Origin of the sequence: Pseudooceanicola sp. HF7, assembly GCF_011806405.1 — a bacterium.
Classification (GTDB): domain Bacteria; phylum Pseudomonadota; class Alphaproteobacteria; order Rhodobacterales; family Rhodobacteraceae; genus Pseudooceanicola.
Map to the genome: position 1 here is coordinate 119,372 of NZ_JAATOW010000008.1, position 26,263 is coordinate 145,634.

Genomic DNA, 26,263 nt, shown 5'->3' on the forward strand with positions numbered 1-26,263 from the left:
TCTCGGGGGAAGCGTAGCCGCGGAATTTCCAATTAGCACCTGCACCTTGTACGGGCGTCCAATTCCCTGCTGGCTTAAGCTGTGCGCGCGGCCACTTGCTGCAGATTAGGAAGATCAGGACGTGATATCCTTACGGGTCCTGCCGAGCCGGGTACCCGCTTCGAAAACAGGGGACTCACGAGCTCAACGAACTCATCTGTCTGGGTGACGAAATCCGCAATGGGTATTGGCTGCGCATATCGGTCTGGGCGAGTCAGCGCATGTCGGATTTCGTTTCTCAGTGTTTCGGCATCTGCTCCGATCGGGATGGCACGGGCGCGATCCGGGCCGCCATGTTCCACTGTCCCTCCGCTGTCGGTCTGGATGACCCGAATGCCACGGGCAAGCGCCTCTCTGATCGTCAGGCCAAAGGTCTCTTTCCATTGTGATGGGAACAACAGGACATCGACCTGTATCCAGAAGCCATCCATTTCCGCTTGGCTGTAGCGCGGATGTGTGCGCCATTTTCCGGGCAAAGTGGAGAAGTCCACATCCGACCACCAGTTTCCCTCCATGCTGCCATCGGCGAGAAGAACCTCGAAATCACTGCGGTCCAGACTTTCGAATGCCTTTCGGATAAGGGGCCAGCCCTTGATGTCCGACGGGCCGCCGCAATAGCCAAAGACCAGTCGAGGGGATTTCCGGCGCCGTTCGGCCTGAGCAATGGCGAAGTCGGTGCCCGGCTGGGTGACGCCATTCTGCCAAACCGCGTCCGACTTCGGTTGCAGGCCAGAACGCTGGCAGAGATCACGGGCATATTCGGAAGGGTAGGTCATCAGGTCTACCTCTTCCGAGGCTTGGCGCAGTTGCAACATACGCGTGCGGCTTTGGGCCAGGTCCAGCACGCAGCTTCGGCAACCTTCGATTTTGACAGGGTCCTGACCGCAATAGCGCCCATCCGCTCGGATCATGAACTGTCTTTCGCAGATCCACCAGTAGTCGTGGGCCGATACCACGACCGGAAGCCCTTCTTGCCGCGCCGCGCGAATGACGCCGGTGCCCAATTCCTGGATGCAATGCAGATGCAGGAGGTCCGGGGAAAGGGCCTGAATCAGCCGGCTCGTCGCTTCTGTCACCTGGGGGTTGGAGTACATCTGCGCAAAGGGGCGAGCCGGCGGCAAGTTGATGACGTAATTGGGAATCTCGCCGGACTGGATCTTTCGGATCGCATAGGGAGGCAGATCCATCCGGCTGACCGCGCTCAGGACTGAAATCTGCCAACCGTGGCGTTTTTGCAGGCCGCGGGCCACCTCTTCGGCGACGATCGTCGCCCCGCCATAGGTATAGGGGGCGAAAAAGATGTTCACGACCAGGATATGGGGCTCGGAATTCTTCATGCGGTTGCCCAGCGGATCATCTCGGGGTCGATGACCGGCGCGTTCTTGCGGGCTGACCAATTGGCTTCAAGATCGGCGCGGGCATTCCGGCCCATCTGACGGGCCAGGCCGGGATCGCGCACCAGATCCTCCAGGGCCTGAGCCCAATCTGCGCCAGCTCCCAGTACGCGTCCGCTGCGGCCGTCCTCTACCAGCGCCTGCATGTCAGAGACCCGTCCGACCAGACTGGGCACCCCGACAGACGCAGCGTCGATGACCCGAACGCCGCTCTTGCAGCGGTTGAACAGGTCATCGGCCAGCGGCATCACGGCGGCATCGCAACTGGCAAGATGCGAAAGGTAACCGGCGTAATCTGTGAAACGATGCGTCTCTACCTGGCTGCGGATCTCCGTGGGGAGACGCTTTGTATCGAAATGGCCAAGGATCACGAGTTTGCGGTCCGCTCCACGAGAAAGAAAGCGCATCACGTCTGCCCCGATCTCGGCAAAGTCGATCTCATGACCATGAGAGCCGCTGGCGAAACAAAGCCGAAAATCCTTGGCCTCTTCAGCAGGGGGCAAGGGCCGTGCTTCCAACGTGGCGGCATCTGCGAAATTGCGGCGCAGGAAGACGGGTCGGGTGGTGAACTCCGCGGCGTGATCCCGCAGTGCTGGGGTGGAGACAGAGACTGCATCCGCCATGTTCATTATGTCCGCGTAATGCGGCGCTTCGTCGATGAAGTGCGCTTTCAGCTCCGGCGGCAGGGCGGCCATATTTCCATAGGTTGCATAGGCGGGGACCGAGAAGAGCGGATCGTCGATATCGTAGAGAATGGGGAGTTTGAGGCGCCGGGCCTCGTAGAGATGGCGCGTGACATGCGGGTGGCTGCGCAAGCGATAGAGCAGCAGATGAGTCGCGTCCTGCATGATATCCATGCAGCGGGGCAGGTCTTCATAGTGAGAAAAGACGTAATCTGCTTCGGCCACAGCGAAGATTTCCGCCAGCTGTTCCACACGGTACTTCCGACATTGGGGCAGGTTGAGGTCACCGATCATCGCGATCTTAGGCCTTTGGCGTAGGATCGGCGGGGTTGAGACGCAAAAGGCCGTCTTTTCAGCGGTCTCGGTCCAGAAGGAGCTGTCCTCTGAACGGAAAAAAGCACTTAGGCCACCATGGCCCGCAGTGACCTCTGGCGCGATAGAGGGGCGCTGGCCGCTGCCCGCGTATCGCCACCAGATAAGCGCACGCCGGGTGGCCGTACGCAGACCTTCCTTCTTCGCATACTGGGTGAACCTTCTGGCAAGGCGAAAGGCGACCGCGGCTGATCTCATCATTCTGTTCCATTCTGAAACCGTTTCGCGTTGATAGACGTTGCCTGATGAATGAAGCGTTTACGGTCCAGAGTTTCCTGCGATGAGGTTGCGCGTGAGCGATTTGCCTTGGCCGGGTGCGCTGGCCTGTGCTTCCATGTTGGCGAGGGCCGCGGTTAGACGAATTTTAACAATCAATGCGCCATGCTGGTGCTATGACTGGAGTGGAGACCCCGATGCTGATCCTCATGGGCGTGCGCAACGGCGAGGAACATCTTGATCCGCAGCTTGCCAGCCTTCTGGCCAGTGGCTGTGAAAGCTGGACCCTTTGGGCCAGCGATGACGGCTCCACGGATCGCAGCCTGCAGGTGATCGAACGGTTTTCTGAGGCGCTCGGGGATGGGCCTTGCAATGTCGTCGCACGAAAAGGCCCGCAAGCGGGGTTCGCCGCGAATTACTTGTCCATGATCGCGGAATTGCCGGATGTGCCTGGCCATGTAGCCTTGGCTGATCAGGATGACATCTGGCTTCCAAAACGACTTAGCCGGGCGGTGACGATGCTGAATCGGTTGCCGTCGACGGTGCCGGCTTTTGTCTTCGGTCGGCGGATCGACTGGACGCCGCATCGGTTGCGCCCTTCGCGCGTGCCGCGCTTGCGTCCAAGCTTCGCCAATGCGCTTGTCGAGAACGTCGCGTACGGCAATACCATCGTGATGAACGGCGCGGCAGCGCGGATCGCGCGGGATGCGGCACCGATGGCTCACGGCATCTATTCTCATGACTGGTGGCTGTACCAATTGCTGACTGGCGCTGGCGCGATTTCCCTGATGGATCGGGAGCCGTCGGTGCTTTATCGGCAGCATGGCGGCAATGCGATCGGGGCAGGTGGGGGTGCCAGCGAATGGTTGCGCCGCAAGATTAAGGTGTCTCGTGGGCTCTATGCCAAGCGGATTCAGGCGCAGGTCGATGCGTTGGAGCGTTGCGCGGGCTATCTCATACCGGAGAACCGCGAAATCCTTGAGATTTTCATTGAAGGCCGGCACGCCCCCCTGCGTGAGCGCTTGCGTCAAATGCGTCGGGCCGGAATCTACCGTCAAAGCATTGATGGCAGTATCGGGTTCTGGGGGGCCGCGGTCCTTGGCAAGGTCTGAGGCGGGTTCTTTGCGCAAGCCGCGCATCCTGCTTATCGGCGGTGACGGTGGGCGCAGCGGGGTGCCCCGACATATTCGCCAGGTGGTTCGCGCCACGAGCCAGTTGGCAGAACTGACCGTGGCCTCGGATAAGAACAAAGGAGGCTATGATTTTCTAGCAGAAAGTCCTGCGCGCCATGTCGTCGTGCCTGGTCTCAGGACTTCCGTTTGGCCGCCACGTTGGTTTCGGGCTGCGCGGGCGTTGCAGCGCGTGATTGTTCAGGAGCAGCCGCATTTGATTTGGGCCCATTCCCGCATGGGGGTTCTCTTGTTGCGGCTGCTGGCGGCGGGCGGTGTCCTGCCTGGTAATCCTGAACTGGCCGTGACCTTCCACGGGCTGCCGTTTGGCCCGGGTCACCGACGCTGGGCCTCTGCCTTGGCGATACGCGTGGAAAGGCTGCTGCTTAGGGTGGGGCCGCGCTTGGGGCTGGTGTTCCTTTCTACGGCTGCGGAAGAACTGTATCGCCAAGAGGTTGGCGCGGAGCAGTACGAACGGCACCGCGTATTCACACAGCCGAATTGCGCGGATTTGGGCGCGCTGTCATCGCCCGATCAGCGAACACCGGATCGAGACATCATCATGACCGGCCGCGATGCCTGGCAAAAGGATTTGGCGCGCGCGCTCAGGATTTTTGCCGCTTTGCCAGGCAGTTATCGCCTGACCCTTTGCGGACCCGGCACGGATCATTCCGGGTTTCGCGTGCGTGCTCGTCGTATCCTCGGACCAGGTCCACTTTCACGTGTTCGGTTCATGGGCGAGGTTTCGGATATCCGACCGCTGCTAGCAAATGCCGATGCCTATCTCCTGACATCTCGCTACGAGGGGATGCCGATTGGGGCACTCGAGGCCTTCGAAGCAGGCTTGCCGGTCGCGCTTAGTGCGATCCGAGGCACGGAAGAGATCCGGGAACTGCACCCATTCTGCACCGAGCTGAGCGGCGGGACAGGCCCGGACGATGCGCAGGAAGACGCCTTGCGCCTTGTTTCCTTGACGGAAGCCTACCGCGCCGACCCCATCGCCGCGCGTCGGGATATCCGCGGTGCTTTTCAAAAGCACTTCTCTTTCCCTGAATGGGCGCAGCAAATGCGTCTGATGACCGCGCGCCTGTGTTGGCCTGAAACGCGAGAGGGTTCTGACTTACCGGTCCCTGCACTGAAAGAGGGGCCGCCTTCGGGCCTAGAATGGACAGCCGCAAGGGACGGTAGATTTCGGGCCGAACAAGCGCCTCCACCACCCCCACGGATCTGAGCAGGGTGCTGGAACGCTGGCCGTTCACCGGGCCTGACGGCTCCGGGTTATTGACATGCCTGGCTGAGAGGCCAAAGTCTGCCCCTTAAGAGAGAAGCGTTCGCGCGGGAAAGGGATCAGGCCATGTACAATTTCGAGTTCGTCAAACCCGCTACTCTGGAAGAGGCCATTACCGCCCTTGCTGATGAAGAGGCGCAGCCGCTTGCCGGTGGGCAGACGCTGATTCCAACCATGAAGCAGCGTCTCAACGCACCGGGAAAGCTTGTGAGCCTTTTGGGGATCGAAGCGCTGAACCACGTGCGGATGGAGGATGGTCAGTTGGTCATCGGGGGCACCACCCCGCACGTGACCGTCGCAGAAAAGGCTGCTGCTGATTTTCCGGCATTGGCCGCACTTGCCGGCGGGATCGGTGATCCGGCGGTTCGCAATCGCGGAACAATCGGCGGCAGCCTGGCGAACAATGACCCGGCTGCCTGCTACCCCGCAGCCGCGCTGGCCTCCGGGGCGACAATCCTAACAGATCGGCGAGAGGTCGCGGCTGACGATTTCTTCCAGGGCATGTTCACCACCGACCTGGAGGAGGGGGAGATCGTGATCGGGGTCCGTTTCCCGGTTCCCGAAGCCGCCAGCTACCAGAAATTCGAACAGCCTGCGTCCCGTTTTCCCATGGCGGGCGTCTTCGTGGCGCGGTTCGCCGACGGAGTTCGGGTTGCCGTGACAGGCGCATCGGAAGAAGGGGTGTTCCGCTGGAGCGAAGCGGAAGAGGCCCTCTCGGCAGATTTCGCGCCGGAGGCGCTGGAAGGACTGAGCTTGCCTGCCGACGGCATGATCGGTGATCTGCACGGCAGCCCGGAATACCGCGCCCACCTGGTTGCGGTTATGACCCGCCGCGCTGTTTCTGCGGCTCTTGCTGGATGACGATTGCCTAGGGCTGGCTGGCTGCCAGCCAGTCTGGGCCCCAGTGAAGTCTATCCAGCCCGGCAAAGCGCGCGACACGTATGAGTTCGGCTTCCAGCCGGGCAATCCGTCCTGCGCCGAAACGCACGCCTTCCTCTGGCCAGAGGCGGGCGATGTCGAGCGTGCCACTTTCCCTGTTTGCCTTCATGTCGATCCTGCCAACCAGCCGATCACCTTCCAGCAAGGGAAAGACGTAGTAACCATAGCTACGTTTCGGCGCCGGAACGAATATCTCGATCCGGTAGTGGAAGCCAAAGAGCCGTTCTGCCCGCTTTCTGTCACGCAAGGCAGGATCGAACGGGCTTAACACGCGGATCCGCTTCGGCGGGTCGGGCAGGGTGACGGTGCTTTCCAAGGTGCCTGGGCGCAAGTAGACGCGGCGGCGGCCCTTGTCACATTCAACCTCAGCCTCGATCAGGCGTCCCGCCTGGAGTTCCGCCTGGCACCAGGCCCGGCTTTCCTTCGGAGTGGCGATGTCCCAGAAGGCGGCGATTTCCCCCCTCGTGGCGAAGCCCAATCGTTCAAGCGCCGCGTTGTTCAGCCAGTCCAGGCTTTCCTCCAATGGAACCTGTTCTGTCTGCGGGCCGAGGACGCGGTCAGACAGGTCGTAGTACTTCCGAAAGCCCTGCCTGCGGGACACGGCCAATTCCCCGCTGCGCCATAGAAACTCCAATGCCGCCTTGGAAGGGTGCCAGTCCCACCACCCCGTGGATTTGGTGGCTTCTTCGGACTTGAGATCGGCAGAGCAAACCTCACCGTGCTGCGCGACGTGGTCTTTGACCTTCCGCAGCTCCTCCAGGAACGCGGACCCCTGCCATCTTGGCCAGCGCGCACGCATCTGGTTGGCATCCCGCTGAAAGCGATGCCGGATATGGGGAAGAAATTCCGTCGGCAGGATTGCCGCGTCATGTGTCCAATGTTCGAACAAGAGGCGGTCGCGTTCGATAAGTGGGGCCAGGTTGCCTGGCCGGTATGCGGGACGCCGGGCGTAGAGGATCATGTCGTGGGCGCGGGCCAAGGTGTTGACGGAATCCACCTGAACGAAGCCAAGGTCGCGGACCAGCCCGGCCAGGTCCGCACCCTTTCCGCTGCCCTTGGGCGGTTCCCCTAGCAAGTGGCGATGCAGGAAGAGCTTTCGGGCGCCGCGATTGTCCAGCAGCGGAAGCGCGTTCTCGGCCATGGGATCCTTTGGCGCGTTGGGGCTCTTGCGCGGTCAACTGAGGCGCAGCGTATCGCCGAAATTGATGGTTGGGGTCAGCTCAACCTTCCCAGCGGAGGGGGCATCGGAATTTTCCGCATGGGCCAGGATGATTTCGGCCGCGCGTCGACCGATCTCTGTCCTGCAGGAATCCATCGTGGCGAGCTTGCAGGGCAGGCCCTGCAGCAAAGACACGTCATTGAAGCCCGCCAGACCGATCTTGTTCGGGATGTCGTAGCCCTGTTCGATCATCCAAAGAAGCCCGCCCGCGCCGACGATGTCATTGGAATAATACAGACAATCCAGATCTGGCCTCCGGGCAAGAATGCTTTGCGTCATTTCACGGCCCTTCGCCAGGGCTGAGCCTTCGCTGTAGAACTCGGTATCCGCGATTTCGATCCCGTTCTTGGCCAGCGCCTCGGTGAAGCCTTCAAAGCGTTTGCGCGCGCGATGGTCAGCGCCCAACCGCGTGCCCAGGAACCCGATCTTGCGATAGCCTGCCCGCAGAATGGCGCGGCCCATTTCCCGCCCGGCCCGACGATGAGAGATCCCAACTGCTGCATCGATGGGGCTGCCATCGGTGTCCATGATCTCGACCACCGGGATGCCTGCCGCCTGGAGCATGGCGCGGGACGGGTCAGAGTGTTCCAGGCCGGCGATGATGACACCGGATGGCCTCCAGGAGAGCATCTCATACAGAACCTTTTCCTCCTTTTCTGGAAGGTAATCGGTGATGCCGACCACAGGCTGCAAAGGGGATGTCTCGAGAACGCGTGAAATGCCGGTCATCACTTCAGGGAAGACCATGTTGGACATGGAGGGGATGATGACGGCAACGAGGTTCACGCGCTGGCTGGCCAAGGCGCCGGCGATCTTGTTGGGCACATAGCCCATCCGTTTCGCAGCCGAGAGGACCTTGAGGCGGGTCGCCTCGGACACATCGCCCCTGTTTCGCAGGACGCGGCTGACGGTCATTTCCGAAACGCCGGAGGCTTCGGACACATCTCTGAGGGTCAACGGACGTGTGGGAGGTTTGGACACGGGCAATTCCTGATATGAATGCCCGATGCTAGCCCGCAGGTAGTCATGTCTTCAAGTTAACTTTGCCATCCAAGGAGATGCGCGAAGCTGTCGGCAGGGCTAAGTTTGTGCCCGAATGCAGCCAGCATCAAAGTGCTGACTGCCTGAAGGCTTTGGCCTTTTCAGAACTCAGACCATTCATCATTGCTGGCCCCCGGGGCGCTTGCGGCAGGTGCGTTTACCACTGCCCGCGCCGGTTCGGACTTTGCCAAACGCGGGGTGGTCGACCGGGCCACATCGCGTACCTTGCTGTCGTCGCAATGGAAGCTTTGGGAGATACGGTTAAGCTTGGCCGCTTCACCCACCATGACCTTTCCAGTGCCATGCACCTGCGAAGCCACGGCTGCATTCTTTTGCGTCACCTGGTCGAGCTGGTCGACAGCGGTGTTGATCTCTTCCAGGCCCACGGATTGCTCGCGCGCGGCAGTGGCAATGGATGACACCGATGCGGAGACCTTGTCGAACTCACCGATCAGCGTTTCGAAGGACTTCCCGGCCTTTTCGACCAGCTCGACACCCCCGGTCACGTTAGAAGCAGATTCCACGATCAGCGTGTTGATTTCTTTCGCGGCGTCGGAAGAGCGCTGCGCCAGGGCGCGCACTTCGGATGCGACCACGGCGAAACCACGCCCGGCCTCCCCTGCGCGGGCCGCTTCCACGCCCGCGTTGAGCGCAAGAAGGTTTGTCTGGAACGCCAAGTCCTCGATCACGCTGGTCACCTGGGTGATTTTTTGGGACGAGGAAGAGATCTTGTCCATAGCCACCATCGCCTCGGACACGACCTGCCCGCTCTTGGCAGCATCTGCCTTAGCGCGGCTCATGACCCCATCGGCTTCAGAGGCGGAGTCCGCGGTGGATTTCACGGAGGCTGAAAGCTGAGTGATCGCGGCGGCTGTCTCCTCTAGGCTCGCCGCTTGTTCAATTGCACGCTGGCTTAGGTCGTTGGACGCGTTCTCTACATCATGGGCGTTGTTATCGATTTCCCTGGCAGAGGAAACCAGCTCGGAAATCGTTTCGTTCAGTTTCAGGATTGCGGCGTTGAAGCCATTGCGCAGGGCTTCGTAATCCGCAGCAAATTCAGAACGGATGATACCGGTCAGGTCCCCGTCGGCCAGTTGACTGATCGCAGAGGTCAGGTGCTGCACGACGTGTCTTTGCTGTTCGGCCTGCTCTTCCTGTTGTTTGCGCTGACCCTCTGCGACCGAAAGCTTGCCGCGCAGGTTCTCCAAGTTGCGGGCAAGGCTGCCCACGTCGTCGCGGCGTTCCGTCATCGGAGTGGCCGTGGCCAAATCCCCTTCAGCAACACGGCTGATCGCTTGACCGACGAGAACGAAAGGTTTTGAAATCGACTGTCCGATCATCACGCCGACGATCGTAAGCACTACCATCAAGGCGCCAACTTGCAGGTAAAGCTGATTGCGCAGCCGGACCACGGGACGGAACAGTTCTTCTTCGGCCTGTTCGACAACCACATCCCAGGTTGCCCCGTGAAACTCGATCGGCTTGCCCATCATGGCGACCTCAGTGCCCACCAACCCCGTGCCTGCAACAAATTCCGAGGAATCGGCTGCCAGCATCTGGAAAAGGACCTCGTTTGGGGGAATCTGCGACAGGATTTTCGGCCCATCGGCAAAACGCGTGCCGCTGCGAAGCATGTGGTCGCTGCCGACAAGATAGGCCTCTCCAGTTTCGCCCAGGCCCCTGGGATCGGTCAGGATCGCGTTTATACGATCGGTCGGCATGTTGTAAATCAGCGCGCCAAGGGGCGCGCCGTCGCGGCCCAGCACCGCTGTGCCAAGGAAGCTGGCCGCGTCGCCGTCCGCGGCTGCGTAAGAGCTGAAGTCCGCGAAGGCGATCTCTCCGGTCGCAGAGGCGATGGCCTGCTGGAATGCGATGGCAAGCCCACTGTCCTTGTAGGGGCCGGACAGAAGGTTGGTGCCGAAATCCACTTCCTTTTCAACGGAATAGACCACGTTCCCATCGCGATCGACAAGGTACAGGTCTTCAAGGTCGCGCACAGAGGCAAACTCATCAAGGAACGGGTGATACTTCGCATGGGTCCGGTCGTACTGTGGGGCGCTTTCGCCAGCCATCAGCAGATCCCGGTCGCCGCGCGGGTTCGGGTTGTCGTAGATGTAGTCGCGCTGAAGGACTTCTGTCGGGTCGCCGTCAGTCGCCGTCCAGGCCAGCATGAAACTGTTCAGAGCCGCCCCCACGGCCGGGTCGCCGGATTGTGCCACCAGCAGCCCCTGGGTCTCTTTGAGGACAGCTTCAAGCTGGGCCGCTCGGCTTTCCGTCAGGACGAGGAACCTATTGTTCAGCTGCTCTTCGAGGGTGCTTCTGGATCCCAGGTACGCGGTCGTCGTTAGTGCCGCAGCCACGACCAGCCCGAAGAGCGTTAATATGATGGGTAGCTTGACGGCAAGCTTCACGTTGCTCAGCATCGAGAAAGGAGAGCCCTTCGCGCCCTTGGTCGAGGCGGAGTGTTCAGTTGCGGTCATTTCGTCATCCTTTTCCGCGCCGTTGGTGCTGGCCCGTGTCACGCCTTCGGAGAGCTGGCTGGTGGCTGGGACTCTCTTCATCCGGCAGCAGGGATGACAGGAACGCTTTAAGGACAGCTTAAATGCGGCGAATGGCAGGTGAATGACGTTGGGAAAATGTTTCGACTTCAATCGACATCCGCGTCGACTCCGTCGATGACAAGGCTTTCGTGACCTTGTAAGAGGGCTCCGGCGGCCCCGTGGCTCAACTGGATAGAGCAGCCCCCTCCTAAGGGGCAGGTTACAGGTTCGAATCCTGTCGGGGTCACCACCATTCCGCTAAGCTCGGCTGGTTGAAAATAGATCTATCAATGAGGTATATAGTAGAATAAGAATTGTGGTTCTATAATTGTGTCGGCTTTAGGAGGAGGGGCGGTGCGCTACAAGAAGCTTGACATGAACCTGCTCGCGGCCCTCGACGTGATGCTGCGCACCCGTAGTGTCTCCATGGCGGCGGAGGAGATGTTCATCACCCAGTCGGCTATGAGCAATGCTCTTGGAAGGCTCAGGGACTACTTTTCGGATCCGCTGTTGATCCAGGTAGGTCGTCAGATGGAGCTTTCGCCGCTCGCGTTGAAGATTCAGGAGCCCTTAAGGGAGATCATCCTTCAGATCGACGGCTCGATCCTTTCGCCACCATCCTTTGACGCAGCGACAAGTGAGCGTGAGTTCACGGTTGTATTGTCTGACTATTCACTCGCGGTGCTGGGTGAGAAAGTGAGCCAGCGCGTGATAGAAGAGGCGCCGAACATTCGGCTGAACTTTCGCCCCCAACTCGCCTCTCCCGAAAAATTGCTCGAGCGGGGCGAGATCGATCTTCTGATCGTGCCTGAGTCGATCGCAATGGACGGCCACAGCAGCGAGCCGCTCTTCGAGGACCGGCTTGTCGTGCTGGCTCCGATTGCATTCCAGTGCGCGGAGAAACTGGACCGGGAGCGTTTCGTTAACGCGCAAATGGTCGTGATGGAGCCGTTTTTCGGTCAGGAGAGCTTTGGTAGCATCGCGATGCGTCGGATGGGCCTCGAGCCGCGCAAATCCATTTCGACCTTTGCTTTCAACTCGATTGCCGATCTGTTGCACGGGCCAAATCACCTCGCGCTTCTGCAGGAGCGTTTGGCGAAGCGGGCGGCCGCATCTGGCAAGTTTCGCGTGTATGAGCCGCCCGTCGAATTTCCTGTGTTGCGTCAGACGATGCGGTGGCATCGACACCGGTCGCGGGATCCGGGGCTGATCTGGCTGCGGCGTTTCTTTTCCGACTGCGCACAGACGGACACCTAAAGATAGAGCCCGTATCCGAACGCCGTTGGTGACTTTGGCGTTGTCCCGCAAATCAGTGCGGCGTAGCCGGCACCACTGCGTTGAAGAAGCTTGGCAAGGCGCTTCAGCGCTCCGCCTTCGAAAAGGAATTGCTCGGAATAGGTCGGTTGGACGGATTTCATAGGCCTGCCTCAGAACTAGTTTACCCTCCCCGTCCTCCTCTTACCCCTTCAAGGCAGGATATAAAAATGCGAATTTAGAATACTAGTTCTGCATTTCCTGCATGCCGTGCGCGCCAAGGTAGGCGAGCAGCATGCGGCTTGTCTCTTCCTTGATCCAGGACCAGCCCACTTGATTGATCTCGCCGCGGGTAGACCCCAGGCCAAGAAAATTGCCGTAGGTCGAATAGGACGACATCACGCAGTATCGGAAGACCTGCTCGGCGTCATCGGTGGAAAGCTGGTTCGCACGGGTCATGAGAAGCGACACCACGCCGTCGCTGAATTGCCAGTAGGACCGGCTGCCGGCTTCGGAGATGACTGGATCATTTATCGCGCGGATCATGTAGGCGCGCAGGAGCGGTGCATTGTCACGCAGGATTTCCGCGATTCCGTCGAACAAGCGGGGAACAATATCTTGCAGCGGAAGTTCGTCCCAGACGGGATCTTGGAGAAGCGCCCGATGGGCGGCGTCCATCTCTTCGAGAAGGGTGTTGTGTACGAAATGGACTAATTCGTCCTTGCCTGTGAAGCGTCCGTAAAGGGAACCAACCGAAACGCCGGCGGTGCTCGAAACCTGCTGCAGCGTGAAGCCCTCGTAGCCATGCTCCGCCATAAGCTTGCGTGCCGCGGCGACTAACTTGGCTTGGCTAATACGGCTACGGCGCTGCTTGGGTTCCTTCTTCAGTCCTGTGCTCTCTGCCATGTCGTATTACGCTCGCGTTGAATCCTGCCATAATGGAGTAGCTTTTCTCTACCCGAATTAGAACAGATATTATGATCGGCAACGTCGAACACAACAAGGACGGGGCATAGGCCCCGACCTTGTCCGTGCCTGACTGGCAGTCAGGCGGTATTGGCGATGCGCAGGGCTCGTCCTCGCGGCGATGCGGCGAATGCAAACATCAGCACCGCGATGACGAGGCTCACTGGGCCGAACACCTGGAACGGATAGAGCACGCCCTCTCCGGCCCACCCCCGAAACGCGCTGAAGATCAGTGGGCTGACGAACATGCCGGCGAAGAAGGCGCTTGACCAAGCGCCCATAGCGCGCCCCCTGTGAGCTGGGCCAAACAGTGATGAGACCCAGAAGATCATCGCGCTGACCGCCATGCCCGCTCCGATTTGCTGAACGAAGGCCGAAACGCCCATAGCGAATTCGTTGGTCGAGAAGCCGATACCAAGCATGCCGATACCGATAAAGACCAGCATCACGCCAAGGACCTGTTCGGGGGACAGACGTTTTGAGCTGAAGCTGAAGAAGAGCGCCCCGGCGGGAACTGCCAGCGAAACGATCGACATGACCAGGCCTATCCGCCCCGGAGGCGCGTTGTTCAGCGAATGGAAGGCCGACCCACCGTTTATAGTGTAGATGTAATAGAGGATCGCAAGAACGAAGGTGATCCCAGCAACAGCGGCAATGCGGCCCCAGGGAAAGGTCGTGTCATCGATCTCGGGTTCGTCGGCGTGGCGGGTAAGCACCTCGGGCTCGAACATCCAGACCAGCATGGCCAGGAAAAGTGGGAATGCCACGATGTAGATCCAGAAGGCGCCGTTCCAATGAATTTCAGTCAAGTAGCCAGAGCCTGCGATCACGGCACTGGCAGCGAGCGGCCCAACGATGCCCTGCACCGTCAGCCAGAACCGCCGACGATCCATGCCGAAATAGTCCATCATCATTGTGTTGGCGATGGTCAGCACGATAGCCTCGGAAAGACCCACTCCTAGCCGGCTGGCAAAAATGGCGCCGAGGTCGTGAAGATACAGCGGCATCGTCCCGCAGATCCCGTAGAGAAGCGTAGAGCACAGCAGCAACTTGCGCCGGCCCACCGCGTCCGCAGCCCAGCCGACGAAGGGGGCGGAGATGGCAATCATGAGCCCGGGGGCGGTCAACATCAGGGGGATCAAGGTGTGGGCATGGGGCGTGTCTGCGAAATGCTGGATCAACGTCGGCACCGCAGGCACCAACGAGATAATGGCCATGATCGGCAGAAACGCGGTGATGGCCATGACGATCCCTTGAGGGACGCCTGCCTGTCGGGGTCCAGCATGGGACGGGGCGGCGGTGTTCAAGACATTCTCCTCCTATTGTCTTGATGTCGTTTCCTCTGCGACATAAGAACAAAAATTTCAATTCGATTTTTGAGACCGGCCGCAGTTTCCTTCGGCTCTCCCTCGGCGAACACGGTCTCATTGTCGGTATCGCTCCAGAGGGTAGACACTCACGGTCGATGAGCAGAAATGAATATTCCCCATTCACCTATTCGCGCGCTGAATGCTCGGGCCCGCGGTGGCATCAAGCTGCTGAATTGAAGCATGACGGGAATAAATTGTCGGTTTCCGGGAGATCCTGCCTATGTCACGGCGACTATCTGTGAGGGAGGGAAAGATGTCTGAGCGATTTGACGCGGTGGTGGTGGGCAGCGGTCCGGTAGGATCCGCCTTTGCGCGTAGGCTGGCCGAGACCACCGACATGAGCATTCTCATGGTGGAGGCTGGCAAGGACCTCGCAGATACCGGTGGTGTGAACATTCGCAACCTGCCGCCGGAGCGCCGGGAAGGCGCTTATGCCGAGGCGCGCGCTTTTCCGTTGGCGCGTGTCGCATCAGAAACGAGGCCGCAAGACGCGCTGAGCGCGAGGCCTGGCACGTTCCTGCTGCGCCATGACGCCACCGGCACACCCGATGACCTGGGAATGCCCGCGGCGGCAATGTCCAGCAACCTGGGGGGAATGGGCGCGCATTGGACCTGCGCCTGTCCGCGCCCCGGCGATTCTGAGCGTATCGACTTCCTGCCGGAAAGCGTTTTGGCCGAAGCCTTCGAGACGGCAGAGACCTATCTGAACGTCATTCAGGATGGATTTCCGAGCAATGAGACCACCAGCTTCATCGTCGAGTCGCTGCGGCGCGATTTCGGCGCGGGGCGCACGGCAGACCGTATGCCCCAGCCGATGCCGCTGGCCTGCCGGAAGAATGAGTCTGGCCCGATCTGGGGGGGCGTGGATGTGGTGCTCGGTCCGCTCGCCACGGCCGAGGGGCGCGCGGCGCGCCGGACGGAGTTGCGCACCCAGACGTTGTGTCGGCGGATTATCGTGGTCGACGGACAGGCGACGGGTGTCGAACTGGAGGACTGTAACACGGGCCAGAGCCGCATTGTCGATGCCGGGACAGTTTTTGTTGCCGCAGATGCACTGCGTACGCCGCAACTGCTTCATGCTTCCGGAGTGAGGCACGAGGCGCTCGGGCGCTATCTCAACGATCAGCCGCAAGTGATTTCGCTCATCGAGCTGGACCCAAGTCGTGCCTGGCGCGGCAGCAGCCCGCGCGATGTGCCCGATCAGCGGGACAACGTGACGGGCGTAAGCTGGATCCCCTTCAAGGACCGCGATTTCCCGTTCCACGCCCAGCTGATGCAGATGGACACCTCGCCCATTCCGCTGGAGCCCCGCGCCGATGGCAGCGGCCGCCCGGTGGTCGGCCTGGGCCTTTTCGCGGCCAAGGAGATCCGCGCCGACGACCGTATCGTTTTCGAGGATGAGCGGGATGCGCTTGGTCTGCCGAAGATGCGACTGGAGTATAGTCTGACCGATGGGGACCGCGACAGGCTGCGGCAGGCGGCAGATGTCGTCGCGGCTGTGGGGGCTTCGCTGGGGAAAGTGATCGGCGATCCGATCGTGCTGCCCGCCGGAACGTCGCTGCACTATCAGGGAACCCATCGCATCGGACCAGAGGATGACGGTACCTGCGTTTGCGATCCCGCGTCCAAAGTCTGGGGCGTGGCGAACCTCTACCTCGGCGGCAACGGTTGCATTCCGACGTCGACCGCCTGCAACCCCACGCTTACCGCGGTCTCTCTTGCAGTGATTGCAGCCGACGATGTCGCCAAGCGACAGTCCGTCTAAGACAGTCCGGTGCCCGGGGAGGCGGGCGCCGGACACTTGGTGCGGGAAGAGTGGTGCAGGTATTTATTAGCAATATATTAGAATTAGAATTATCATTATTGAACGCATGCGGAGCATTGGGTAGCACTGCTGACATTGGCCCCGGGAGTTTGGTTCGGTCACCTTTTCGGCCGACCCCGAGCCGATGACGCGACGCGCCGCAGAGAAGGCGCGTATCAAGAAATGATCTCAGGGAGGAGACCTAGGATGATCAGAACGGCAGTCTCTGCCGCGGCCTTGGCGTGCGCGTTTGCAGCCTCGGCCAGTGCGGAAACCACACTTGCAACCATCCCCACCCAGGGCATCGGCGATCAGCCGACCTACGTACGAAGCTGCGATAGCAAGGGTATTGGCTACTTCTATGTACCCGGCACCAACAGCTGCCTGCGTTTCCAGGGTCTGATCCGTTTCGAGCCCGCCGCTGGCAGTAAGCTCGATGATACGCAGCCCCTCGAGACCTACCAGTCGACGTCGCGTTTCACCCTGCGGGTGGGGTCGACCAACGAGAGCGACTACGGCCCGATCACGACTATGGCCGAAGCACGCTTCAGCCATGTCGATGGCGGCACACTAGGCGTCCGCCTTTACCGCGCCAACATCGGGATTGGTGACTTCCTCTTCGGCGTAGAGGAATCCGCATTCATCCGTGCGACCGGCGATCTCGGCCGCGTGGTGAATACCGGCCTTGTGCCGGCGGGCGGCTACTCAACCGGCCAGCTGGCTTACAGTTTCAAACCGGCCGAGGGGGTCAAGGGCCTCGTGTCGCTCGAGCAGGGCAGCGACGATTATGCCGAAGTGAACGGCGAGATCGAAGGTGACATGCCGAACGTGGTCTTCGGGCTCGGCAAGGACTGGGAGGATTTCAGCCTTCGGGGCGCCTTGGCCTACGACGCGCCGAACGATGGCGCCGCTGCAAAGCTTCGCGTGGATTATCGCCTTGGAGGTCGGAATGGTTTCTGGGGGCAGGCGGCCTACAAGACCTTTGACGACGTCTACGCTCCCACGGACAACGGGGGCATGGAGCGGCAGATCAGCAGCTTCTACGGGACTTGGGGCGGTGACTACGCGGCTTGGGGTGGGGGCACATACGGGCTTGGCGACAAGACGAGTGCCAATTTCCAGGTTTCCTATGACCAAGCGCAGACCTTCGCGGTCTCGGCCAACGTGCTTTTCGAGCCGATCCCGACTTTATCGATCATTCCCGAACTCACCTACATCTCCTACAACGACAAAAATGACTACAGGGATGGCAAGGACGCCTTCCAGGCGATGGTGCGCATCGAAAAGCTCTTCTGAGCCGACATTGTAACAGTTCCCTCAAACTGCCCGCACCTGAGTAAGGTGCGGGTTTTTTCTTGCCCTGCAAAAGCTTGACAAGGGCTCTCCTTGCAAAATATAGAATTAATATTCTAATTATGTTTCGAGTCATCCAGGGAGGACTAGATGCGCTTTTCCGTGTTTCTGAATGCGCGGGCGACGGCACCCGAGCAGGATCGTTTTGTCATGAAGGCAATGGGCGATCACGCACTGCTTGCAGAGGCCAAGGGCTTCGAAGCGGTGTTCACGCCCGATCACCATTTCACCGGTTATGCGCCTTGGGCGTCGGACCCGATGATGTTCGCGGCGTGGCTGGCGCCGCAATTCCGCAAGCCCACGACGCTGGGCTTCTCGGTCACTTCGGTACCACTGCACAGCCCGGTCCGGTTTGCCGAGCGGGTAAACCTTCTCGACCAGCTCAACGATGGTCGGGTGCTGATCGGCGTCGGCTCCGGCACAACACCGGAGGAGATGATCGGCTTTGGCGTGAACTACCGCGAAGCGTCGGCGATCTCGGACCGGAACCTCGAAATCGCAGAGGAACTCTGGGCGAAACTGCCCGAGGATGATCCCATCGAGTTCGAGAGCGGTCCCTGGAAGGGGCGCGTTTTACAGCGGATCGCACCGGCGCCTTATTCCAAGGGCCATGCGCCATTGATGCCGGTCGCCTTCAAGGAGGCTTCTGTGCGGCGCGCGGCCGAGAACGGCTGGCCCGCTTTTATCCCGGCCTTCAGCCCGCCCGTGATCAACAACCTCGAACCGTTGTCCCACGTGACCAAGCACTACACCAAGTATCGCGACATGCTGATGGCGGCGGGTCACGACCAAGCCACTCTGGACCAGGCGCTTGGCTGGACGACCCACACCTATCAGTGCGTCCACGTCGCCCCCTCCGCCGATCAGGCCCGAGAAGAGCTTGAGATCATCCTGCGTGCTTATCAGGAGGCAGTGAACCGCGAGAACGCCTTTGCGGCAAAGGCCGAAGCGGACGAGGCCAACAAGAAGACGGACATCAATCTTGAAGCTTTGACCGACGAGTGGATCGCCACGTGGTGTCTCTACGGTACGCCCGAGCAGGTGATCGAGCATCTTGAGCCCTATGCCGAACTGGGGATCGGCAACGTTCTGTGCGGCACCACTACCGGGCCGCTCACCGACCAGCGCCTTGATTTTGCCAAGCAGACCGTGTCCCTGATGGGCGAGAAGGTCATTCCGCATTTCGCCGCGAAGCGTCGGGCGGCGGCATGAGCAAGCCACTCATCCTCGGTTTCGGCGGGACCACGCGCGCGGGCTCTTCCAGTGAGAAGCTGGTTCGTGCCGTGCTGTCCAACTGTGAAAAAGAAGGGGCGCGGACGCGCCTCTTCGACGGTGCGTTCCTTGCGCGATTGCCGCTCTTCGCTCCGGAGAACCCCGAGCGAACTGCGGAACAGCGTGAGTTTGTTGAGGCGGTGCGGCGGTGTGACGGCCTTGTGATCGGCACACCTGCGTATCACGCTGGCGTTTCCGGGCTGGTCAAGAATGCGCTCGACCTGCTCGAGGACCTGCGTGGAGATGCGCGGGTTTATTTCGATGATCTTCCCGTCGGTCTGGTGGTCTCGGCGGCGGGCTGGCAGGGCACCGGCATCACGCTTTCGGCGCTGCGCGATATGGTTCATGCCATGCGGGGCTGGCCCACGCCGATCGGCGTCTCGGTCAATTCGTTGGCGGGTCCTTTGTTCGATGCGGATGGTGCCGTGGCAGACCCGCAGCTCGACGCCAGCATCGCGGCGCAGGCCAAGCAGATCGTCCGGTTCGCCGCCGCCTTTCAACAACCCAATGAAAACAGGGGAGCCGCATGATGCGTGATCAGACGGTACCGGCAGACCGCCTGTCGGACGCGGACAAGGCACTGCTCACTGCAGGCGGCGCCATGTGGAACACGGCGCCGGTCGGCGGACTGCCTGCGTTGCACATGGCCGACGGCCCAATGGGCGTGGCAAGCGGCAGGGTGGACGAGCGTGATATTGCCGTCCTGACACCGGCGCCGGTCGCACTTGGCGCAAGCTGGGACGCCGACCTGGTACGCCGCGTCGGTGCTGTCGTTGGCTCCGAGGCGGCGCGCTCGGGGGTCGATGCTTTGCTGGCCCCGAATATCAATCTTCCGCGCTCGCCGCTTGCGGGCCGGGCCTTCGAATACTTCTCGGAAGACCCGTTTTTGACAGGGACTCTGGGCCGGGCTTGGGCCGAGGGCCTGCAATCCCGGGGGGTCGGCGCGATCCCCAAGCACCTTACCTGCAACGACAGCGAGACGGACCGGAACTCGGTGGATGTCCGCGTCTCCGAAGAGGCCCTGCGCGAGGTCTACCTGCTTCCCTTCGAAATGGCGCTGGCGGCGAAGCCCGCAGGTTTCCTGATGGCCTACAACCGGGTCAACGGCGCCTATTGCTCTGAGCACGCACTGCTCATGAACCAGATCATCAAGACCGAATGGAAGTTTGATGGACTGCTGGTGTCCGACTGGTTCGGCGTGATGGACGGGCAGGCGGCAATGCATGCCGGGCTTGACCTTGAGATGCCGGGGCCAGGCCGAGAGATGGGGGAGCACTGCCTTGCAATGCTTGACCGTGGCGAAATCGATGCGGCGCGGCTGGAGGATGCGGCAACGCGTGTCTCCAGCACGGCCCGGCGTTTCGCGGGGAAAGGGCAAAGCACGGAGCTCGACAGAGCGGCCCTGACCGAGGCAGCGGCCGCGGGCATGGTCCTGCTGCGCAACGACGGGCCGCTTCTGCCGCTCGATCCGGCCCGCCAGCGCCGTGTTGCGCTGATCGGGCCGAATTGGTCGGCCCCCTGCTACCAGGGCGGAACCTTTGCCAAGATCTCGGTCGACCCATCCTTGCCGACACCGCGCGAGGCGGCCGAGGCCAAGCTTGCGGCGCAGTTCGACCTGAGGTTTGCTCAGGGCTGCCTGGCAGAACCGGTACTGCCGCCGATGCCCGTGACACCCATGGACGAAGCCGATGGGCGCGGCATGAAGGTCACTTACTTCGATAGCCATGACTTCGGCGCGCCGCCCCTTGCCGAGGAGGTCCGCGACACCAATTCGCTGACTTGGTTCGCACGAACGGGGATTGCCGCGGCAGTGGACAAGGCTGCGGGTGTGCGGGCCTCGGGGGTCTTCGTGCCAGAGCATGCGGGGCCGCATCGCATCTATGCGGGGGGGACCGGCGCGACCCGGATCCTGGTCGATGGCGAGGAGGTGCTTGCCGACGACACGCTCTACGCCCCGGCAGACATCATGGGCCGTCTCAAGTCCGGCGAGGCGAATTGTGTCGAGGTGGATTTTCATGACCTCACACCGAGGCAGATCGAGATCGAACTTCGCTATTCACCGGCACATGTGCAGGGGCTGTGGTACGGGATCGACGGGCCCGACCGGACCGAGGCGCTCTACGCCGAGGCCGAGGCTGTGGCGACCGACTCCGACGTGGTGTTGCTCATGCTTGGCGAAACGTCCGATGCCAGCGTCGAGTCCAAGGATCGGCAAAGCGCCATGCTGTCGCCACGCCAACTGGAACTCGCGCGTCGCGTTGCTGCGGCCAACCCGTCAACTGTGATCATTGTCAACGTCGGCCACGCGCTGGATCTTGAATTCGCTGAGCATGTGCCGGGGCTTATGCTCGCGCTCTACCCGGGCCAAGAGTTCGGTCCCGCCTTAGCCGACGTGCTCGTCGGCCAACGTGAGCCCGGCGGACGGCTCGCCTTCACCGTGGCGCAGCAAGAGAGCGACTATCCCGCCTACGGTCTTACGCCGGACGCGGAGGGGCACCTGACCTACCAGGAGGGTTCGCTGATCGGCTACCGCAGTTTCGTGGCGCAGGGCCACGCTCCGCGTTTTGGCCTGGGCGACGGTCTGGGCTACGCGGCGCTGGAAATTAAGGATGCCCGCGGGGGTCTCGATGGGCCGGTGAGGATCCAGTTGAAGAATTCTTCGATACGCAGCGGGAAGGCGGTCGTGCAGGTCTACGCAAGGCTCCCCGGAGAGGAGCACGTGTCGCTCGTCGGGTTCGCCCCGTTTGTCCTTGCAGGTGGCGAGACAGGTGAGAAATGCATCGACGTCGATCTGCGGCCGCTGCGCCGTTGGCGCGATGGAAGCTGGTGCAAGCCGCAGGGCGCGACGCTTTATGCCGGGCTTTCTCTGGCCGATGCGCTGGCGCGCGGTGTCGTTCACCCATAGCGAAGCCGATCCAGAGACGTCGAAGCGCGGGCCCCCAACCGGGGGCCCTTTTCGTTTCTAAGTTGGGGCCGCAGGTGCGGGGGCAGGCTTGTGCGCGTCCGTTGGCAAAAGCCGGCTCAGCCCGGCGATCACCAGAAGAAGGGCGACCTGGCATTTGGCCAGAAACCATATTGCCGAAGTCGCGTCATGCGTGCTCTGCGCCAGAAAGATACCGCCGAGCGAGGCAATGCCGATCGCCATGCCCAGCTGCTGCGAGGCCCGGAAGACCCCCGAGGCCGCCCCCGCATTCCGCTGGTCGATCTGCACGAAGGCGAAGGCCGGCAGCGGTGCCGAGATCAGCCCCATGCCGCAACCACAAAGCGCAAACCCGGCCATCAGCCGAAGCGCGTCTGCACCGCCGTCCCAGTCTCCAAGGACGTTTGCCATCATCAGGATGCCGGTGATTTGTCCGGCAACGCCGATGAGCGGCATCTTCCGGCCGAGATAGGGCAAAAGCCGCCGTCCAAGCACCGCGATGGAAAGGGCCGCGCCCGCCGCGAAGGGCACATGCAGCAGAGCGGTTTCCAGCGGGTCGAAGCCGAGATGGCTCTGGAGCATGACCGGAACGGCGATGAGAAGCGTCCCGGTGACCACCTGGTATACCATGGCAATCGAGAGCCCGGCCCGGAAGGCGCCGCTTGCAAAGACATTCGGCGGCACAAGCACGGGCCGCGCCGTGCGAGCGCGACGGCGAAGATGACGCCAGAGCAGGGCGAGCAGCAGCGCACCGGCACCCGGCATCAGGCGTGACCACAGGGGCCAGCCGAGCGCGGGACCTTCGATCAGGGGAAGCAGGAAGGCCGAAAAGGCCAAGAGGTTCAGCAGCGCCCCCTTCAGGTCGAGACCGGGTTTCGGCTCTGCGCCCCCCTTGGGAAGTACACGCATCGCAATGACGACCGCCACGGCGACGACCGGCAGGTTGATCAGGAAGATCGGGCGCCATCCCAGGCCCATGATATCGGCGCGGATAAGCACCCCGCCGATGATCGGGCCGAGGACGCCGGCCACGCCACCCAGCAAACCGAAGATGCTCATGACCTTGAACCGTTCGTGCGGCGCGTAGAGGACCTGCACGATGGACAGGATCTGCGGGCCCATCAGCGCCCCCGAGAAACCCTGCAAAATCCGCATTGCGATCAGCGTCTCGGCATCCGGTGCCAGGCCACAGCCCGCCGAGGCAAAGGCAAAGCCGATCATGCCGCTGAGGAACATCCGGCGGTAGCCGAAGATGTCGCCCATGCGCCCGCCGGGTATCAGCGTGATGGCAAAGAAGAAGGCGTAGCCGGCGGAAATCCATTCGATTTGCGCCGTGCTCGCGCCCAGGCTGGAGCGAAAATGCGGGATTGCCACGTTCACCACCGAGCCGTCGATGATTTCAAGCATCAACGCCACCGTGACCACGGCAACAGAGATGGTCCTTTCCCGATCGGTGGGCTGGCGCTCGTACGAGCCGTTCATGGTCTCACCATTCCTTTGAGGGCGGCATGCTCACGATCCGCTTGACAAGGATCGTCCCAATACCATAACAAGAATTCGTATTCTAATTTAAGCCGCGGAACAAGCGCATTCGGTCACCGGGGAGGGGGGCCGAGAGCGGGGCGACCGATCCAGCGACCCTCCCCGATCTGACACCTGAGGAGAGTCAACGTGTTTCCATCTGCCTGTATCGAGTGGCTCTACCAGGACACGCACCCTGATCTTGCCGACCGGATCCGTGCGGCCAAGGCCGACGGCATCGCGCATGTCGAGTTCCACCTGTGGCGCGACAAGCAGATCGATGCTGTGGCGCAGGCTCTGGAAGAAACCGGCGTGACGCTCACCAGCTTCGTGGTCGAGCCCCGCCGCAGCCTCGTGGACCCGGCCGAGCATGCCGAATTCTTACAGGCCGTGCGCGAGTCACTCGAGGTCGCCGCGCGCCTTGGCAAGCCGCCGCTGGTTGTGGCCTCGGGCTTCACGCGCGAGGGCGTTCCGCGCGAAGAGCAACGGGAAGAAGCGATCAGCGCGCTGCGCCAGGCCGCGCGTCTCGCCGAAGAGGCGGGTATCGTGCTGGTTCTGGAGCCGCTCAACACCCGAGTGGAGCATCCGGGCATGTTCCTGTCCGATACTGCCGAGGCCCTCGACATCATCGAGGCAGTGGACAGCCCCAATCTGAAGCTCCTTTTCGATCTCTACCACTCCGCCGTCATGGAGGAGGATCTCGAGCAGGTGCTGAAGGACAGAATGCACCTGGTCCACCATGTCCAGGTCGCCGACATGCCCGGCCGCAACGAGCCCGGGACAGGCGTCATCGACTGGCAGGACAAGCTTGGGCGCCTGCGGGCGCTGGGATACGAGGGGGCAGTGGGGCTCGAATACAAGCCCACCATGCCCGCAACGCAATCGCTCAGGACCGCGCGAGCCGCGACAGGCCTGTGATCGAGAGGGCGGCGCTGCCGTCCGGCTGATTTGAACAGCGGAGAACCAAATGACTTACGACATCAGACGGGGCGTGAGCCTGTACAGCTTCCAGAACGACACCTTCCTGGGCCGGATGACGCTGGAGGACTGCATCCGTACCTGCGCGGAAATGGGCGCCATGGGGATCGAAATCGTCGGCGAACAGACCTTTTGGGGCTGGCCCGAGGTCGGGGTCGCCGACGAAAAGATCGAGGAATGGCACGGCCTCATGGCCAAGTACGGCACGGTCCCGGTCGCCCACGATTTCATGCTCGACTACAAGCGCTACAAGGGGCAGAAGATGCCCTTCGACGAACAGGTCGCCAGCGTCCGCAAGGATATAGATTTCGGCGCCAGGCTCGGAATGAAATTCATCCGCTCCCTCGTCTCGCTGGAGCCCGAGGTTCTGGTCGCCGCAGCGCCCTACGCCGAGGAGAAGGGGATCAAGATCCTCCTGGAAGTGCACGCGCCGCTGCACTTCGATCACCCTTGGATTCTGCGCCACGCCGAGGCCTACGACAAGGCCGGGACCGACGCTCTGGGCTTCCTGCCGGACATGGGCGTCTTCCTCTACCGCTATCCCCGGGTCTGGAAGGAGCGCTTCATACGCAATGGTGTGCCGAGCGACGCGGCGGACTTTATCGAGCAGTCCTTCAACGACCGGCGCCTTGCCGAATACGTGGTCAACGACGTCATCGAGAAATGGGGCCCCGGCCCGCAGATGGGCATGGTCGAAACGCTCCGTCACAACGGCGCCTTCAGCCCCAAGCGCATGCTCGACTTCATTCCGAGGATTCACAACATCCACGCCAAGTTCTATGAAATGACAGAGGATTGCGTCGAGTTCTCTATCCCCTACGACGAAGTCTTCGAGGTCCTGAGGAAGGGTGGCTACAAGGGCTACATCTGTTCGGAATACGAGGGCAACCGCTGGGTGGAGGACGCGCAGGAGGTTGAAAGCCTCGAACAGGTCCGGCGCCAGCAGCATATGTTCTGCAACCTTCTGGGCGAAACCATGCCCAAAGCACTTGTCGCCTGAAAGGAACCCCAATGTTCGATCACCACATCATCTGTGAAGAAGGCTTCCGAAACGTCTCGGACGCCGGCTCCGTCACCGGCTTCGAATTTCAGGCGCGGCTTCCCTATTACCGCGGCCTTGGCCTTTCCATGGTCGAGGACCTCTCGGTGTCCGTCGACGGTGTAGAGGTCCCACGGGAGGACATCCGCTTCTCCGTGCGCGACCGCAGCTGGACCCTCGACGAACTCGAGACCTGCTACGACGACCGCTGGAACTTTGGCGAAAGGGCAACGATCTTCGTCAAGCGGGCTGGCGGGCTTGCGGCAGGCCGCCACCAGCTGAAGCTCTCGGAACGGCTGCGGATCTCCTATCTGCCCTTCGTTCCGACGACGACGTTTGAAACCGAACTGGATCTCGCCGCCTGAACTGGCAAGGCAGCGTGGCGCCGGCGACCGGCCTCACGCCGCAACCTCCTGATAAAAGCAAAGGCCGGCGCTCCGTGAAGCGCCGGCCTTTTTAATGACGTGGTCACTTCAGTCCGCGAGGATGGCCAACGGGCGGCACCAGCCGGCAGAGCCACGCGCGACCTTGACCGGAAAGCACATGACTTCGAAGCCGGCGTCGGGCGGCTGGTCGATGTTGGCGACCTTTTCTATGTGGCAGTAGACGGTCTCGGCCCCGGCCTTGTGGCCCTCCCAGAAAAGATCCCACTGGCCGGTAGCCTTGGCTTTTTCGGCGACGCCCTTCAGCGGGGCGTCTCAGCTCCAGGCGTCGGTGCCGCAGACCTTCATGGCGCGTTCCGTCAGCCAGAGCTTCGCCTCGCGGCCGATGCCGCAGCCCGCCGCCAGATACCCTGCTGGCCTTAAGACGCGCCATGGGCATGGCAGGCAATGTGCGCTCCCTCGGCGTCGAGGTAGGCGTCCTTGCGCCAGGCCATGGGCGTGCC

General features: G+C 61.6%; 20 protein-coding genes and 1 tRNA gene. 13 read left to right on the forward strand and 8 right to left on the reverse strand.

What is annotated here, in order from left to right; translation table 11 throughout:
• Window positions 1-74 precede the first annotated feature (74 nt).
• Together HCZ97_RS06800 and HCZ97_RS06805 are read right to left on the reverse strand one after the other, a co-directional pair.
• Window positions 75-1,376 carry a glycosyltransferase family 4 protein gene (locus tag HCZ97_RS06800; protein ID WP_167687931.1) on the reverse strand — a complete coding sequence of 434 codons (1,302 nt, stop codon included), beginning with the start codon at window positions 1,374-1,376 and terminating at the stop codon, window positions 75-77.
• Window positions 1,373-2,410 (reverse strand): glycosyltransferase, encoded by a 1,038-nt coding sequence (locus HCZ97_RS06805; protein WP_167687932.1) that lies wholly within the window; start codon window positions 2,408-2,410, stop codon window positions 1,373-1,375. The genes HCZ97_RS06800 and HCZ97_RS06805 overlap by 4 nt, the downstream gene beginning before the upstream one ends.
• Before the next feature lie 491 nt (window positions 2,411-2,901).
• Between HCZ97_RS06805 and HCZ97_RS06810 the strand changes: the two genes are divergently transcribed.
• The 3 genes from HCZ97_RS06810 to HCZ97_RS06820 all read left to right on the forward strand — a co-directional run bounded on the left by HCZ97_RS06810 (window position 2,902) and on the right by HCZ97_RS06820 (window position 6,022).
• Window positions 2,902-3,816: a glycosyltransferase gene (locus HCZ97_RS06810; RefSeq protein WP_167687933.1), complete on the forward strand. Its 915-nt coding sequence runs from the start codon at window positions 2,902-2,904 to the stop codon at window positions 3,814-3,816.
• Window positions 3,817-3,826: 10 nt separating this feature from the next.
• Complete coding sequence (locus HCZ97_RS06815; RefSeq protein ID WP_167687934.1) at window positions 3,827-5,104, forward strand: glycosyltransferase family 4 protein; 1,278 nt, start codon at window positions 3,827-3,829, stop codon at window positions 5,102-5,104.
• A 123-nt stretch (window positions 5,105-5,227) separates the two neighbouring features.
• Complete coding sequence (locus HCZ97_RS06820) at window positions 5,228-6,022, forward strand: xanthine dehydrogenase family protein subunit M (protein WP_167687935.1); 795 nt, start codon at window positions 5,228-5,230, stop codon at window positions 6,020-6,022.
• A gap of 7 nt (window positions 6,023-6,029) precedes the next feature.
• Here the strand turns inward: HCZ97_RS06820 and HCZ97_RS06825 are convergent, their stop codons facing one another.
• The 3 genes from HCZ97_RS06825 to HCZ97_RS06835 form a co-directional block, all read right to left on the reverse strand.
• Complete coding sequence (locus tag HCZ97_RS06825; RefSeq protein WP_167687936.1) at window positions 6,030-7,241, reverse strand: winged helix-turn-helix domain-containing protein; 1,212 nt, start codon at window positions 7,239-7,241, stop codon at window positions 6,030-6,032.
• Window positions 7,242-7,274: 33 nt separating this feature from the next.
• The gene (locus HCZ97_RS06830) at window positions 7,275-8,300 is read right to left on the reverse strand and encodes a LacI family DNA-binding transcriptional regulator (protein ID WP_368484331.1); all 1,026 of its coding nucleotides are present in this window, start codon (window positions 8,298-8,300) and stop codon (window positions 7,275-7,277) included.
• A 161-nt stretch (window positions 8,301-8,461) separates the two neighbouring features.
• Window positions 8,462-10,921 (reverse strand): methyl-accepting chemotaxis protein, encoded by a 2,460-nt coding sequence (locus HCZ97_RS06835; protein WP_217701736.1) that lies wholly within the window; start codon window positions 10,919-10,921, stop codon window positions 8,462-8,464.
• A 152-nt stretch (window positions 10,922-11,073) separates the two neighbouring features.
• Here HCZ97_RS06835 and HCZ97_RS06840 point away from each other — a divergent pair.
• Window positions 11,074-11,150, forward strand: a tRNA-Arg gene (locus tag HCZ97_RS06840).
• A gap of 104 nt (window positions 11,151-11,254) precedes the next feature.
• Entirely contained in the window at window positions 11,255-12,157 is a 903-nt protein-coding gene (locus HCZ97_RS06845; RefSeq protein WP_167687938.1) for a LysR substrate-binding domain-containing protein, read from the forward strand.
• 243 nt (window positions 12,158-12,400) lie between these two features.
• On the opposite strand, the gene HCZ97_RS06850 is transcribed toward HCZ97_RS06845, so the two are convergent.
• Window positions 12,401-13,060, reverse strand: a complete 660-nt coding sequence (locus tag HCZ97_RS06850) for a TetR/AcrR family transcriptional regulator (protein ID WP_167687939.1) — start codon at window positions 13,058-13,060, stop codon at window positions 12,401-12,403.
• A gap of 140 nt (window positions 13,061-13,200) precedes the next feature.
• On the reverse strand, window positions 13,201-14,364 hold the full coding sequence (locus HCZ97_RS06855; RefSeq protein WP_167687940.1) for an MFS transporter: 1,164 nt from the start codon (window positions 14,362-14,364) through the stop codon (window positions 13,201-13,203).
• Between the two features lie 379 nt (window positions 14,365-14,743).
• Between HCZ97_RS06855 and HCZ97_RS06860 the strand changes: the two genes are divergently transcribed.
• From HCZ97_RS06860 to HCZ97_RS06880, 5 genes are all read left to right on the forward strand, one after another.
• Window positions 14,744-16,255, forward strand: coding sequence for a GMC oxidoreductase (locus HCZ97_RS06860; protein WP_167687941.1), 1,512 nt, complete (start codon window positions 14,744-14,746; stop codon window positions 16,253-16,255).
• 246 nt (window positions 16,256-16,501) lie between these two features.
• On the forward strand, window positions 16,502-17,590 hold the full coding sequence (locus tag HCZ97_RS06865; protein WP_167687942.1) for a porin: 1,089 nt from the start codon (window positions 16,502-16,504) through the stop codon (window positions 17,588-17,590).
• 147 nt (window positions 17,591-17,737) lie between these two features.
• Window positions 17,738-18,859, forward strand: a complete 1,122-nt coding sequence (locus tag HCZ97_RS06870; protein ID WP_167687943.1) for an LLM class flavin-dependent oxidoreductase — start codon at window positions 17,738-17,740, stop codon at window positions 18,857-18,859.
• Window positions 18,856-19,449 (forward strand): NADPH-dependent FMN reductase, encoded by a 594-nt coding sequence (locus HCZ97_RS06875; protein WP_167687944.1) that lies wholly within the window; start codon window positions 18,856-18,858, stop codon window positions 19,447-19,449. Before HCZ97_RS06870 ends, HCZ97_RS06875 begins: the two co-directional genes overlap by 4 nt.
• A complete protein-coding gene (locus HCZ97_RS06880) occupies window positions 19,449-21,824 on the forward strand; it encodes a glycoside hydrolase family 3 protein (protein ID WP_217701737.1) in 2,376 nt (791 codons plus the stop codon). The genes HCZ97_RS06875 and HCZ97_RS06880 overlap by 1 nt, the downstream gene beginning before the upstream one ends.
• A gap of 57 nt (window positions 21,825-21,881) precedes the next feature.
• On the opposite strand, the gene HCZ97_RS06885 is transcribed toward HCZ97_RS06880, so the two are convergent.
• A complete protein-coding gene (locus HCZ97_RS06885) occupies window positions 21,882-23,321 on the reverse strand; it encodes an MFS transporter (RefSeq protein ID WP_167687946.1) in 1,440 nt (479 codons plus the stop codon).
• Window positions 23,322-23,510: 189 nt separating this feature from the next.
• On the opposite strand from HCZ97_RS06885, the gene HCZ97_RS06890 reads away from it, so the two are divergent.
• Genes HCZ97_RS06890 through HCZ97_RS06900 form a run of 3 tightly spaced genes read left to right on the forward strand, consistent with a single transcriptional unit; the run spans window position 23,511 to window position 25,742 of the window.
• A complete protein-coding gene (locus HCZ97_RS06890; protein ID WP_167687947.1) occupies window positions 23,511-24,278 on the forward strand; it encodes a TIM barrel protein in 768 nt (255 codons plus the stop codon).
• A gap of 49 nt (window positions 24,279-24,327) precedes the next feature.
• Window positions 24,328-25,338 (forward strand): sugar phosphate isomerase/epimerase, encoded by a 1,011-nt coding sequence (locus HCZ97_RS06895; RefSeq protein WP_167687948.1) that lies wholly within the window; start codon window positions 24,328-24,330, stop codon window positions 25,336-25,338.
• Window positions 25,339-25,349: 11 nt separating this feature from the next.
• A complete protein-coding gene (locus HCZ97_RS06900) occupies window positions 25,350-25,742 on the forward strand; it encodes a DUF6379 domain-containing protein (RefSeq protein ID WP_167687949.1) in 393 nt (130 codons plus the stop codon).
• The last annotated feature ends 521 nt before the right edge of the window (window positions 25,743-26,263 follow it).